Origin of the sequence: Azonexus sp. (assembly GCF_049652925.1) — a bacterium.
In the GTDB taxonomy this organism is placed as follows: Bacteria; Pseudomonadota; Gammaproteobacteria; order Burkholderiales; family Rhodocyclaceae; genus Azonexus.
Genome location: NZ_JBASFI010000029.1, coordinates 91,999 through 105,658, shown reverse-complemented (window position 1 = coordinate 105,658; position 13,660 = coordinate 91,999). Strand labels below are relative to the sequence as shown.

The 13,660-nt window shown below is 54.7% G+C and carries 12 protein-coding genes and 1 tRNA gene; 7 read left to right on the top strand and 6 right to left on the bottom strand.

Annotated features, from left to right (window positions below):
- Nucleotides 1-385 precede the first annotated feature (385 nt).
- From WBK19_RS16150 to WBK19_RS16140, 3 genes are all read right to left on the bottom strand, one after another.
- Nucleotides 386-847: a bacteriohemerythrin gene (locus WBK19_RS16150; protein WP_511278062.1), complete on the bottom strand. Its 462-nt coding sequence runs from the start codon at nt 845-847 to the stop codon at nt 386-388.
- A gap of 457 nt (nt 848-1,304) precedes the next feature.
- On the bottom strand, nt 1,305-2,417 hold the full coding sequence (locus tag WBK19_RS16145; protein WP_511278061.1) for a methyltransferase: 1,113 nt from the start codon (nt 2,415-2,417) through the stop codon (nt 1,305-1,307).
- On the bottom strand, nt 2,414-3,046 hold the full coding sequence (locus tag WBK19_RS16140; protein ID WP_511278060.1) for a TetR/AcrR family transcriptional regulator: 633 nt from the start codon (nt 3,044-3,046) through the stop codon (nt 2,414-2,416). The genes WBK19_RS16145 and WBK19_RS16140 overlap by 4 nt, the downstream gene beginning before the upstream one ends.
- Nucleotides 3,047-4,184: 1,138 nt before the next feature.
- On the opposite strand from WBK19_RS16140, the gene WBK19_RS16135 reads away from it, so the two are divergent.
- Complete coding sequence (locus tag WBK19_RS16135; protein ID WP_511291514.1) at nt 4,185-4,475, top strand: helix-turn-helix domain-containing protein; 291 nt, start codon at nt 4,185-4,187, stop codon at nt 4,473-4,475.
- Nucleotides 4,476-4,662: 187 nt separating this feature from the next.
- On the opposite strand, the gene WBK19_RS16130 is transcribed toward WBK19_RS16135, so the two are convergent.
- Entirely contained in the window at nt 4,663-4,947 is a 285-nt protein-coding gene (locus WBK19_RS16130; protein WP_511291513.1) for a DUF6547 family protein, read from the bottom strand.
- A gap of 58 nt (nt 4,948-5,005) precedes the next feature.
- Here WBK19_RS16130 and istA point away from each other — a divergent pair, with 58 nt between their 5' ends.
- The 3 genes from istA to WBK19_RS16115 all read left to right on the top strand — a co-directional run bounded on the left by istA (nt 5,006) and on the right by WBK19_RS16115 (nt 8,867).
- Nucleotides 5,006-6,526, top strand: coding sequence for an IS21 family transposase (istA, locus tag WBK19_RS16125; RefSeq protein ID WP_511291512.1), 1,521 nt, complete (start codon nt 5,006-5,008; stop codon nt 6,524-6,526).
- A complete protein-coding gene (gene istB, locus WBK19_RS16120) occupies nt 6,516-7,292 on the top strand; it encodes an IS21-like element helper ATPase IstB (RefSeq protein WP_511291511.1) in 777 nt (258 codons plus the stop codon). Before istA ends, istB begins: the two co-directional genes overlap by 11 nt.
- Before the next feature lie 348 nt (nt 7,293-7,640).
- On the top strand, nt 7,641-8,867 hold the full coding sequence (locus WBK19_RS16115) for a hypothetical protein (protein ID WP_511291510.1): 1,227 nt from the start codon (nt 7,641-7,643) through the stop codon (nt 8,865-8,867).
- Here the strand turns inward: WBK19_RS16115 and WBK19_RS16110 are convergent.
- Both WBK19_RS16110 and WBK19_RS16105 read right to left on the bottom strand, forming a co-directional pair.
- Nucleotides 8,864-10,600 (bottom strand): hypothetical protein, encoded by a 1,737-nt coding sequence (locus WBK19_RS16110; protein WP_511291509.1) that lies wholly within the window; start codon nt 10,598-10,600, stop codon nt 8,864-8,866. The two genes, WBK19_RS16115 and WBK19_RS16110, sit on opposite strands and share 4 nt — an antisense overlap.
- A 98-nt stretch (nt 10,601-10,698) precedes the next feature.
- Nucleotides 10,699-10,775, bottom strand: a tRNA-Met gene (locus WBK19_RS16105).
- 130 nt (nt 10,776-10,905) lie between these two features.
- Between WBK19_RS16105 and miaB the strand changes: the two genes are divergently transcribed.
- The 3 genes from miaB to ybeY are packed head-to-tail and all read left to right on the top strand — an operon-like array spanning nt 10,906 to nt 13,655.
- Nucleotides 10,906-12,243 carry a tRNA (N6-isopentenyl adenosine(37)-C2)-methylthiotransferase MiaB gene (miaB, locus tag WBK19_RS16100; protein ID WP_511291507.1) on the top strand — a complete coding sequence of 446 codons (1,338 nt, stop codon included), beginning with the start codon at nt 10,906-10,908 and terminating at the stop codon, nt 12,241-12,243.
- Nucleotides 12,224-13,234 (top strand): PhoH family protein, encoded by a 1,011-nt coding sequence (locus WBK19_RS16095; RefSeq protein ID WP_511291506.1) that lies wholly within the window; start codon nt 12,224-12,226, stop codon nt 13,232-13,234. The genes miaB and WBK19_RS16095 overlap by 20 nt, the downstream gene beginning before the upstream one ends.
- Nucleotides 13,212-13,655 carry an rRNA maturation RNase YbeY gene (gene ybeY, locus WBK19_RS16090; protein ID WP_511291505.1) on the top strand — a complete coding sequence of 148 codons (444 nt, stop codon included), beginning with the start codon at nt 13,212-13,214 and terminating at the stop codon, nt 13,653-13,655. Before WBK19_RS16095 ends, ybeY begins: the two co-directional genes overlap by 23 nt.
- Nucleotides 13,656-13,660 lie beyond the last annotated feature (5 nt).

The following is a 13,660-nucleotide window of genomic DNA, read 5'->3' as shown; positions in this document are numbered from 1 at the left end:
ATGGTGCCGTGCGCCTCGGCTGTAGTAAAGAAACTGGACCAGTCTGCGCGCTCTTGTGAAGCAGACGCAGCAAGCGTCCTAAACGCAAGGACAATTGATAGCGAAAAGAGAATTAGGCTACGTCGATACATCGCACTAATTGTAGCCGTCTAGCCAAGCTTGAATGACTGGTCTGTGCTTGATTGCAGCCGTGCTGCCTGAGAACTGTAACCGGCTGCAATGGGTCGGCTTGCGACAGGCCTCTCTTCAAATTGCCAGCCGGAAAGCGGCCAGTGAAATTCCGACTCCCGGAAGCGGCCAGTCGCCACTGAGCGCTCTCTAACCTGAGCAGCCATTACTGATAAATGGAAGCCGTCATTCGCCGAATTTTCCCGGAAGTGAAATTCTATTTCTTCAAATAACAGCTGTATTGCATATCAGAATCTAGGATATGGCCTACCCACCACTGCTCGAGATAATTTTGCAGGGTGGACTTGTCAATATTGCCATGCATTGCAACACACAGAAACTCTGTGAGCCATTCTCGGTATGCATCGTGTTCTTGTATTTGTTCTTGGAGACGAGGGTACCAGACACGACGGAGGACATCTTCTTCCAATTCAAAATGTCTTTCCGCGTAAAAAGCCAGTTCACTAAGGATGCTGTGGAAAGTCTCAATGCTGGCTTTGGTGCCATCACATTGGTATTGAGATACATGCTTGCATAGTTGCAATAGCTTCTGGTGCTGATTATCCAGAGTCGTGTTTCCTACGCTGTATTCGGGCTTCCATTCAGACAAATCAATCATGTCGTTCTTCGAGTTGGCAAAACCGCGTTCCATGATACGGAATATGGTGCAGCGCAGCATTGACTTGCGTCAAATGAATCATGGCTCTTATAAAGTGCAATTGACGTTAATGGCGTCAACTGCTCAATTGCTCAATTGCTGGAAACTAAGGTGGCGAAAGTTGGTTGCTCTATTGAAAGGCCACTGGAGAAGCACCGCAAAGCGAACAGGTTGCATTGGAGAAAAATCCAGAGGGACGGCTCATGGCCGGTTCGAGGCAATCAGAGGGCAATTAGCTCGCCGAACAGCGGACATTGGCCGAGCCTTGCCGAAACCTTCGGTATTGAAATTGGACGCCTACCTCGACCGGCGGTTCATGGCCGGTAGTGTGAGGTCGCCATCGGCCGCTTTGTGGCAGTCAGGTTCGAAAAACCTGGCTTTGGCTGACTGGCCGCTATCGGGAAACCGCTATGACCGTTTTGGGTCGCGAAGCGACTGTCATCTCTTAGTATTCATCGCTCGAAAGCGGTCGTTGCCTTCACTCAGAACGCAAAACCAAAATGCATCCGAGTGACTGAAGGTGCACGACTTCATCGAGAACCAATTCGCTGGCTTGAATGACCGACTTCCATTCGGACAATGTCCGCTCTCGACCTCGACAGCCGACGAACATCTGCAAGTCAAAGGAAGCGCTTGCGATGTCGGCGCCTGTTTCCGGCACGACCATCTCCAGCACCGCAACGCGGGCGCCACTGTTTCCGATAGCTTCACGTAGTAATTTCAACGCACGTATGCAGTTGCTGTCGTCAAAGCCGTGTAGGACAGCCGAGAGAAGATAGATGTCCCTCGGGCCAGTCGAGACAGGAATCGCCTCAAACAAATCTCCTGCCTGAAAGTGAAGGCGTTCGACACCTTCCGTATGTTGGTTAGCCCAGTACCTTTGGGCTTCTGCCACGACTTGAGGCCGGTCCACAATCAATGCAGTTAGCTTAGGGTGGCGTTTCAGAATGGCAAGTGCCTTGGCTCCACGTGACCCGCCAATATCGATAACTCGCTCAAATTGGCTCCAATCCAGGTCAGTGGCAAAACCATTACCAGCCAAGGCCTCAACGCTGTCCATGGCTTCTGAGAAAAGTTGGTCGAAGTCAGCGTGATGGTCCAGGTAATCAAACAAATCCTCACCATGACTGAGTCGGAATGGTGGTGTGCCGCTGCGAATACCGGCTTCCAACTGCTCGAACCAGGGACGGCTGATGGCTTCTGAGTTGTGCATCAGAATCATGGCCCTGACACTTTGCGGGTCGTCACTACGAAGACAGTTAGACAGCTTGTTGTTGCGGAAGACCATGGGAGCCGATTCTTCGAAGACCCCTATGGCCGCAAGCAAGCGCATTAGGCGGCCAAGAGCATCAGCATTGGCGCCGACCCGGCCGGCAAGTGCTGATGCATCCATGCTTTCCTTCCCTAAGACCGTGGCCACATCCAGTCGCGCTGCCACGAAGAGTGCCCTTGATTGCCAGTATGCCGAGCCAATTTGCACGAGCCGAAATGGTGCTGGGGTGACCTTATTGGGAATTGACTGAAGCCAGGAACCGAACTTCATTACCTTGGCGAATCGGCGCACCGAACCGATATTCATCTGGAGCGTCATAGTGCATTTCCTTGGCTACTTGGAACGACTGGTGCCAAGCCAGCCGAAAACAGGTGGCCGTTAAAGTTTGCGAGACGTTCCAAGAAAGCATCGTCCATGGGACGCTCCATCTGTTCTTCGAAAATGTCCTTGAGCAGCATTGGGGTCATGGCCAGACTGACGAATGCCAATCGCAGAATGTCGGGGTCGATTCCTGCCGCCATCTGCCCTTGTGCCTTCAAGTCGGCAACCTTGCGCGCACCACGGGTACGTCCGCGTTCAAGCAACTGCTGAATGAAGCGTCGGCCCGGACCATGATGGAGCGCCAACACTTTGAGGATTAGCTTGGGAAACTCAGGGCGGGCCGACATTGTTTTATAGTACAAGACCAGAAATTCGGCGAAACCTGCTGTCGAGGACAGGAGCGGCCCATCGAGGACATCCAGTAGTGGGCTCAAGGTCTCACGTATCATCTCCTCGTAAAGTCCTTCCTTGCTTCCGAAGTAGTAGCGAATCATGGAGACGTTGGCGCCGGCGGACTCCGCGATGCGTCGGGTGGTGACGTTGTGATAGTCATCGGCGAGGAAACAATCCAGCGCAGCCTTAATTAAGCGGCTGCGAAGTGACTCTGTAACATTCGGAATTTCCATGATTGGCTCGCATTGCTGTGATGACAATCAGGTTAGCAGGCGCGACGGACTAGCCTCTAGGGGTTTCGTCAATCAATACTGGGGGAACGATTGATTGCCAAGGTCCATTTCTGGGTAGGCCCCAGATGTGAATTCAGATGTAACAGCGACCGGCCGCTACTGGCCGGGTCGAGGCAATCAGGGTGTCAATTTGCTTGCCGAATACCGGCCATACGACAGGTTCGTGGGACGCCCTGATTATTCAAATTGCATGGTCACCTCGACCGGCAGCAAATGGCCGGTTGCGGCCTCATGCTACATGGATTGCCCTTCAGGAACTGTTCGGCCCATTTCACCAGTTCTCTGCATTATTTGTAGCAGGCGGCTCAGGCTCGGGCGAGCGCAACACAAGTTCTAAACCCAACGTTTTTGCCAGCACTAAGAGCCGTATAAATGTTAGGTCACCTGGAACGGTCTCCAGAACAGAGAAGCGATTTTGACTATTGCCGTTCTCTGAGAGATATTGCCGTTCTCTGAAAATACCGTTCAAACCTTGCATGGATTGCCATGCCCGCATCGACAATCTTCGCCAAAAAACGACAATTAAGGCCGTTCCGTAGCTGCTACGCGACAATTCGAGACAAACCTAGCTTATTCCTAGCTGTTGAGCGACATCGGCTGGGCTTCGGTTAGGCTGACATCCACTCACAGACGACATGCTCTAATAGCACTGTGAAACGCGCTCGCCGCACTCCTCCCTCTTTTGTCCACAAAGCAGCCTTTCGGCCGCGGTACAGCCTTGCCGAAATGCTCCTGCAAATTCCAGCGGGAGTTCCCTTTGATGAACGGGAAACCATGCCTCATAAAAGGGAGGTCGAGCCGGCGGCGGTTACACTGCACACAATTCGCGTAATGCAGCGATTCATTCGTAAGCTGCGAAAGAAGCGAGCTGGTCGCGGCATCAGCTTCGCGCTGAAAAACTCAAAAACTTGTTCGTGTTCAATCATCAGACAATTCTGTCTAAAGTGAACAAGACGCTGGATATCATCAATCTTTCAAAGTGCATCGCCGGCGAAGCCATCACCGTTCTTGCAAACTATGGCATCTAGTGCGGGCTAACCCTGGCGAATCTTGACTTTAGCTGCAATGCGGATATTATGTGTTTATCCGTTTTGCAGCTAATTTCGTCATGATGAATCACAAGTTAGGAACAATTCTCTACACACCCCTTCAGCTCGGCGCTTGTCTTCGCGAGCGGCGTAAGACGCTGAAGCTCACGCAGACGCAGGTGGCTATTCGTCTTGGCGTCAGTCAGAACAGGTTCTCGGTGCTCGAGACCGCGCCTGGTGACCTGACGCTGGAACGGCTGCTGGTGCTCGCCAAGACGCTGGGGCTCGAGCTGGTACTGCGCGATGCCACCCCGTACTCCCCGGGCCCCTCAGATTGGTGATAGGAACTCATTGTTCCGCCCTCGGACGTGGCACAACCGTTCGTAAGCCCAACTACAGCAGTGACCAGCGCAGACTTAAAGAGGGTACTGCGCGAGAGACTCATGCGATGCCTAACTTAAAAATCACCGGACGCTGGCAAGAGCAGCTTGCCGAAGGTCCAGTGGATTGGTTTGTTTGGCGATTTATTCATGATTCGTCTTCCGGCCATTCCCAACCGGCTAGACGCGCAATGAAATCTTGGAACGGACTGCCTTCATAACCATCAATGAACGGTTCAATTTTGAACTGTTCAAGCGCTTTTAGCGTTTCGAAAACGCCGACTTGAACTTCATTCGCCAGCATTGTGGCGATGGTTTGGCGATGCTCTGCCGACATGCCTGCTAAGAGCATATTGATGCTGTGTTGCTCCGGAATGAACTGAGGTTGTTGAGTTGCACGCAAAACTGACCCACTAGCCCCATAGATTTGCATCGAATTTTGACCCACGTATAGACACTGACCTGCTCGGGAACGAGCGGGGGAATCAGGAGTGATCGACGTGGCGTTATTAAGCGTAATCAGGCGCTGGCACCTGCGGGATGGCATGGCCATCCGTGAAATTGCCAGGAGAACGGGCTTGTCCCGAAACACGATCCGGAAGTATCTGAGTACCGGGATCGTCGAACCGAAGTATCCCGAGCGACACAGCCCGAGCAAGCTCGACCTATTTGCGCCGAAGCTGGCCGCATGGCTCAAGACAGAAGCGAAGAAGAACCGCAAGCAGCGGCGAAATCTCCGGCAGATCTATGCTGACCTTACCTCGCTGGGTTACGAAGGCTCCTACGATCGCGTTGCCGCTTTCGCCAGGCATTGGCGGCAAACGCAACAGGAAGCGGCCGGGACGACCGGACGTGGCACCTTCATTCCACTGACCTTTGCGCCGGGCGAAGCCTTTCAGTTCGACTGGAGCGAAGACTGGGCGGTCATTGCCGGGATGAAGACCAAGCTTCAGGTCGCCCAGCTCAAACTCTCCTACAGTCGAGCATTCTTCCTGCGGGCCTATCCATTGCAGACCCACGAGATGCTGTTCGATGCCCACAACCATGCTTTCCGGGTGGTGGGCGGGGTGCCTCGGCGCGGCATCTACGACAATATGAAGACGGCAGTGGATCGAATTCGGAAAGGCAAAGTCCGGGACATCAACACCCGTTTCCAGGCCATGGTCAGCCACTTCCTATTTGAGGCCGAGTTCTGCAATCCAGCCTCGGGTTGGGAGAAGGGGCAGATCGAGAAGAATGTTCAGGACTCCCGACATCGCATCTGGCAGGGTGCGCCGGGCTTCGAGAATCTGGATGCCCTCAATGCCTGGCTAGAACAACGCTGCCTGACGCTCTGGCAAGAACTGCGTCACCCTGAATTGCCCGGCACGGTCGCCGACGTCTGGCTTGATGAGCAGGCTCAACTGATGGCAGTGCCAGCTCCCTTCGATGGATTCGTCGAACATACCAAGCGCGTCTCACCGACCTGCCTGATCAACTTCGAGCGTAACCGTTATAGCGTCCCGGCCTCGTTTGCCAATCGGCCGGTCAGCTTGCGGGTCTATGCCGATCATCTGGTGGTTGCTGCTGAAGGCAACATCATTGCCGAACACCAACGAATCATCGATCGCCGGCATGACTTCAGCCACACTATTTACGATTGGCGGCATTATCTTTCTGTCTTGCAACGCAAGCCCGGTGCGTTGAGGAACGGCGCTCCCTTTGCTGAATTCCCCGATGGCTTCAAGCGCCTCCAGTCATCGCTCATGAAACGACCGGGTGGTGACCGGGAAATGGTCGAGATTCTTGCCCTGGTGCTGCATCACGATGAGCAAGCGGTACTAACTGCGGTCGAGATGGCTCTCGATGCGGGCGTTCCCTCGAAGCAGCATGTGCTCAATCTGCTGGGGCGATTGGTGGAGTTGCCGCCACCGGCGCCGATTGATGCGCCACAGGCACTGGTGCTGAAGATTGAACCGCTCGCCAACGTCACGCGTTACGACAGTCTGCGGGAGGTGCGTCATGTTGCCTGAGGCCATGGTCACTACGCTGAAATCCCTGAAGCTCTTCGGTATGGCACAAGCCATTGAGGAACTGGCCGCCCAGAGTTCACCGGCCTATCTGAATGCACAATCAATTCTGGACAGCCTGCTCAAGGCCGAATTGGCTGAACGGGAAGTCAGATCAGTCAATTACCAGATGAAGATTGCCCGTTTCCCGGCTTACCGCGATCTGTCGGGATTCGACTTCACGCAAAGCGTCGCCAACGAAGCGCTCGTCCGACATCTGCATCGCGGGGAATTTATGGATTCCGCTCACAACGTGGTGCTGATTGGCGGCCCAGGAACCGGCAAGACACATCTGGCCACCGCCATCAGTGTGCAGGCCATCATGCATGCGCATCAGCGTGTGCGCTTCTTCTCGACGGTCGATCTGGTTAATGCACTGGAACAGGAGAAACTGGCTGGCAAACAGGGGCAGATTGCCAATCGATTGATGCATGCAGACCTGGTGATCCTTGATGAACTGGGCTATTTGCCGTTCAGTCAGAACGGTGGCGCTCTGCTGTTCCATCTCATGAGTAAGCTCTACGAGAAGACCAGCCTGATCATCACGACCAATCTGAGTTTCTCTGAATGGGCCAGCATCTTTGGCGATCCGAAGATGACTACTGCACTGCTCGACCGGCTGACTCATCACTGCCATATCGTCGAAACCGGCAACGAAAGTTACCGCTTCAAGAACAGTTCAACCAAGGCCAGCAAGGAGGTGAAGACTAGAAATCCAGCAATGACCTGAGCCATACTGCGGCTCATCGGGTGGGTCAGATTTCAGTGCAAATCCCGGGTCAGTTTTGCGTGCAACTCAACAGCCATCTACACCGAACTCAAGACTCTGACTGCTTGGCATGAAGGCGTTACCCCGATTTTTGCAGCCATCCCAGCATTACGGCGGCTTGAGAAACATTTAGGACTGACAGAAGGGTTCCTTGAGTCGAAAATTGTTTTTCCGTCCCGGGACGGAAAACAGAGTACTGTTGCGCCGCCAGACAAGTTTGAAACCCGAGTACGGGCCAACCTCAAAGACCCGTACTACGTCACTCCCGCAATGTTCAATCAGTCACTGCTGGATGAGTGGTTTGCCTTCATGAAATACAAAACCTGCCAGCACCCCATTGGACTCAAGCGTGGCACGCGTGCTCGCTGGCGAGTCTTGCCGAAAGAAAAAGCGGGAGTCTATGTCGGGAAAGAAATTCTTTGCCACCCGGGGCCCGGACTAGTTTGCAGCAGCGCTCATCGCAACCTTCAAACAGTCCAGGCATTCCTTGGCTTTTTGACGAAGGGTCATAATGCGCAGCGAGGAAAGTCTGGTCTTGGCCTTCCCCTGGAACATGTGCAGACGCTGGCGGTCTTCGTTATTCCTGAGTTCGTAGATGCCTTCTTCGAATTCATTAAGGCACGTTCGGGCAATATCGTGCATAACGGCCAGGCGAACCCAGCTGGCGCAATTTCTACTCTCTGTCGTGAGAACGAGGGCTATTTGTGGCAGCAGCCCGAATTGCTGGCCAAGGTCGAGGCTTTCGCTAAGGGGCGCTCATGGAATGAGTTGTGTGCGCAAACTCATGAAGTCTGCCGGTCCTGGCAACGCGCCGCTGCCGGCAAAAAATCGCGCGACCCAAAAGTTGCTTTGCAGACGCTTTTCGCTCTCAGCGAACCGCTTCAGCCTTTCAAGGAAGCCATCAAGAAACTCGATTTGGCTGCCGCTGCTGCTGCACCAGGCTCAGTGCACCAGGCAACCTACAAGCGCGATGCATTGATTCTAGTGCTCAGCCTATTCAATCCTCTTCGGCATAGAACACTGACTATCACCAAATACATCGAACCAGGACAAAGCTCTGACTACCAATCCAATTTGTATCAGGCGGAAGATGGTCAGTGGTGGCTTCGTTTTGAGAAAGGTGATTTCAAGAACGATGAATCAAAAAATGAAGACTACAACTCACCAATCACCAAGGACTTGAGCCATCGAATCGAAAATTACCTTCAGGTTTATCGACCCGTTTTGATTAGGAATCACAAAGATTGTCCTTGGGTATTTCCTTCGAGATTTGGTGTCCAACTCGGCGATATCGGTGATGTGATTTCGCGTATTGCAAAGAACTTCATTCCAGAAGTGCGTCGGCTGCGGCCACATGCTTTGCGGCATATCGTGGCCACCGACTTCCTGAGGCGCAATCCGGGAAAATTCACCTTGGTTGCCGGATTGCTGCACGACACTTTAGAAACGGTTCTTCACACCTATGCTCACGGAAAAACCGAGTCTGCTTTCCGGGCTCAAGAAGAGAACATGAAAAACTTTTTCGAGGGCATCTAGGGCCGGAAACTTCCAAGGCGTTCAGCCATTTTTTTGTGTTTAGCTCGAGCCAGTTTCATTTTTGTCGTGTCGCGAAACTTTGTGTGCTTCAACCCAAAGTTAGCCTTGGAAAGCTCTTTCAGGCAGCGTTTTGCATCGAAGTTGGACTGGTCATAGATGTCGAAGTGGACACCTTTATGCTTTTCATCGTGGGCTGAAATGCTATGCCCAAGCATCTTGATTCTTGTGTAGTCATCTGTTTCTCGCGTAATCAACTCAGAAACCAAAGTACTACGAAGCGAATGGAAGACTTTCGTACCCCGCCCCACCATCGAGCCTACCTTGACGCTTCGACGGAACTTAATGAAATCGTCGGTTGCTCTCTTGGCTGGGCCATCGCGGTCTGCGTTACCCAATTCAGGAAACATACGGACGTGCCCTTCAGCTGAGAGAGTTTTCCAATGCTCAACGAAGCCAGCTTTCACTACCTCCGGGTGCATCGGTATCCACCGGGGAGCAAACTCATTTTTACCTTTTTGGTTGCCCTCCTCGCTGCTCATGAAATAGCACCAGACACCGTCAATCTCAGCCACTTTACTGACTGGGAGACTAGCGATTTCATCAATACGGGCGCCTGTATAAAGGCCAATCAACGGCAACCAGTACTCAGACGCCTTGTTGAAAGTATTTTCCTCGTAGGCCTTGCAATGAAAAAGGCTCTTCAGTTCATCATGCGTAAAGCGCTCATATGACTTGTGAGTCTTTTTGTAGGAGGCCTCAATTTCCATTGAAGCAGTGATTCTCGGTATTGAATGCTTGTTTTCGCCGTAGGTCAGAAAAGTCTTTATACGGTCAAAGTTTCGCTTCTTGGTTCCCAGCGCGAGGTCAGTCCTGGCCATCGTGTGCTCGAAATACTTCTCCCCGTCTTTTCGAGTCAACTCATCTATGCGCTTGTCCCCAACCGTGGCAATGAAGTCTCGGACCAATGGACCATAGTCTCTTCGGTCGCTTACCACCGGATTCTTCCAAGATTGAGTCGAGGTCTTATAGTCCCTAAACTTCTGGTAGAGCACTGAGAGCGTAATCGATGACTCTGGCGAGCGTTCTGGATGAGCCGGTGTTGGCACGTCAATCGACTGCTTCCGCATCTCTAGAGCCGCCACGTATCTACGGAACGCATCAGCAAAAGGAAGTAGCTCCGGGGCCGCTGTATTCGCCACCTTGTGGGTTGCACGGTAGAGATACTGATTAATGAGTGGCATCAACTGCTGCAATAGCTTTGCCTGCCCTGCCATAGAAAGTGGGGGCAGGTCTGCGGAGGACCAAAGAAAGCGGTCGGGTTCGCGAACGTCTTCTTCATCGCACAATTCGCTCGAAAACAACTGCTGAGCACCGGCGGCATAAGTCTGCTCATCAGCGGCCAGCAGGGTCGCGAACATCAAATCCGCTGCATATTTGATTTCATCTGCGCTCAGAGGAGCGGTGTCTTCAGGCTTTCGAGCAACGGCGGCTGCCTGACGAGCAGTGCCATTTTGATTGCTGGCAGCCGCCTCATCCAGCAGATGTGCGTACTTGCGTGCCTGCTTTGCCGCTTCTCGTGAATTTGAAGTGCGAAGGGTGAACTTGACGTAGCTGTTCTTGCCCACTGAAGTGAGCACGTCATCGAGAAGTAATGGGGTACCAGCGCTTAACGGCTTCGGGGCGCGTCTTTTGAACCAATAGACGTTGCCGCGGAGTTCGGTGTATTTGGGCATCTTGGGCTCTGTTTGAGCCACAGTTTGAGCCACACCTTGGAGCCTAGAAGACCTGCTGTTATGGGGTTTCTTTTCCATAACAGCAGGTTAGCAGACTTTGGTGGTGATGGGCAGAATTGAACTGCCGACCTGTGGGTTATGAATCCACCGCTCTAACCAACTGAGCTACATCACCACGCTTGAGGGCGCGGATTATAGTTTGCCGGGGCTTGGCCGGTCAACCGAATTTCCGGTCGGTTATAATGGCGAACTTTTGTGCCGCAGGATGACCTAAGCGGCACCCACTGATTTGTGAAGTGTTACCCATGCCCAAGAAATTATTCATCCGCACTTTCGGGTGCCAGATGAATGAGTACGATTCGGACAAGATGGCCGATGTGCTCAACGCCTCCGAGCCGATTGTCAGAACCGACAACGTTGAAGAAGCCGACATCATCCTGTTCAACACCTGCTCTGTGCGCGAGAAGGCGCAGGAGAAGGTTTTCCACGACCTCGGCCGCGTCCGTCACCTGAAGAAGCTGAATCCCGATCTGGTGATCGGCGTCGGTGGCTGCGTCGCCAGCCAGGAGGGTAATGCGATTGTTGCCCGGGCGCCATACGTCGATATCGTCTTCGGGCCGCAGACCTTGCATCGCTTGCCGCAGCTGATGGCCGAACGCAAGGCCAAGGGCAAGGCGGCGGTCGATATTTCCTTCCCGGAAATCGAAAAATTCGATTCGATGCCGCCGGCCGAAGTGAAGGGCGCCTCGGCCTTCGTCTCGATCATGGAAGGCTGCTCGAAGTTCTGCACTTTCTGCATCGTGCCTTACACCCGTGGCGGCGAGGTGTCGCGACCGTTTGACGACGTGCTGACCGAAGTGGCCGGTCTGGCCGCCAATGGCGTCGGCGAAGTGACGCTGCTTGGCCAGAACGTGAACGCCTATCGCGGCGACATGGCCGAGACGGACGAGAAGGCCGATCTGGCGCTGTTGATCGAATACATCGCCGAAGTACCCGGTATCGAGCGCATTCGCTACACGACCTCGCATCCACGCGAGATGACGCAGCGCCTGTTCGACACCTACGCCACTGTACCGAAGCTGGTGTCGCACCTGCACCTGCCCGTGCAGGCCGGCTCCGACCGCGTGCTGGCGGCGATGAAGCGCGGCTACACGACGCTCGAATACAAGTCGATCATCCGCAAGCTGCGCGCGGCGCGGCCGGATATTTCGTTGTCCTCGGACTTCATCGTCGGCTTCCCCGGGGAGACGGACGAGGATTTCGAGAAAACGATGAAACTGATCGACGAGGTCGGTTTCGACAGCTCGTTCTCGTTTGTTTACAGCCCGCGCCCGGGCACCCCGGCGCTGGAGCTCGACGATGCGACGCCGGCCGAGGTCAAGTCGGCCCGCCTGCTGCGTTTGCAGAAACGGATAGACGAACAGGCGCAGGCGATCAGCCAGACGATGGTCGGCAGCATCCAGCGCGTGCTGGTCGAAGGCACCTCGAAGAAGGACGTGCATGAACTGGCTGGGCGCACCGACAACAACCGCATCGTCAATTTCGCCGGCAATCCGCGGCTGATCAACACCTTCGTCGATGTCCGCATCACGTCCTCACTGTCGCACACGCTGAGAGGCGAAATTGTCATCCGCGAAGACTGACAAGCCGGCGGCGCGGACCAAGCCCGCCCCCAAGACCAAACCGGTGGAGCTTGCCCTGGCGCCGGTCGATAACGTCCTGCTGGCTAATTTGTGCGGCCCGCTCGACGAGAACATCCGGCAGATCGAAACCGCTTTCGATGTCATCATTCGTCGCCGCAACGAACGCTTTTCCGTTTTTGGCGAAAAATCCCGGTTGACCGTGGAAGCGCTCCAGCATTTCTACGGCATGGCGCGCCAGGCGCTGACGGTCGATGAAATCCAGCTCGGTCTGATCGAACTGCTCAACGCCCCGGTGCGTCGCGTGTCACGGCGCGCCGAAGGCCCGGTCGACGGGCCGCAACTGATCACCCGCAAGACCGAACTGCACGGCCGCACGCCGCGCCAGGTCGAGTACCTGAAGCACATTCAGGAACACGACATCACCTTCGGCATCGGCCCGGCCGGCACCGGCAAGACCTATCTCGCCGTCGCGTCGGCCGTCGATGCCTTCGAGCGTGACCTGGTCGAACGCATCATCCTGACCCGCCCGGCGGTCGAAGCCGGCGAGCGCCTCGGTTTCCTGCCCGGCGACCTGACGCAGAAGATCGATCCGTATTTACGGCCGCTCTACGACGCGCTCTACGACCTGATGGGCGCTGACCGCGTCAGCAAGCTCTACGAAAAGCGCGCCATCGAGATCGCGCCGCTCGCCTTCATGCGCGGACGCACGCTCAACCACGCCTTCATCATCCTCGACGAGGCGCAGAACACGACGCCGGAGCAGATGAAGATGTTCCTGACCCGCATCGGCATCGGCGCCAAGGCCGTGGTCACCGGCGACATCACGCAGATCGACCTGCCCAAAGGCCACAAGAGCGGCCTCAACGAAGCCATCAGCATCCTCAAGGGCGTGCGCGGTCTGGCCTTTACCCATTTCAAGAAGGAAGACGTGGTGCGCCACCCGCTGGTCGCGCGCATCGTCGAAGCCTATGAATCCCACCAAACGCCTTAACCTGTCGGTGCAATATGCCTGTAACCGTGAGGGCTTACCCTTGCGAACAGATTTTGTGCGCTGGGCGCGTGCCGCGCTGGTCGGCGGCGGTGAAGTGACGATCCGCCTGGTTGATGCCGACGAAGGCCAGTCGCTGAACAACGAGTATCGCGGCAAGGACTACGCGACCAATGTGCTGTCCTTTCCCTACGACAGCGAGCCGGTGGTGACGGGTGATCTGGTCATCTGCCCGAGCGTTGTCGCCCGCGAAGCAGCCGAGCAGAACAAGCCGCTGGCGGCTCACTACGCGCACCTGACGGTGCATGGTATGCTGCATTTACAGGGCTGGGATCACGAAAACGACGATGATGCCCAGGCAATGGAAGACGAAGAAAGGGAGATTCTCGCCGCCATGGGTTATCCAGACCCGTATGCGGTTTAAATATT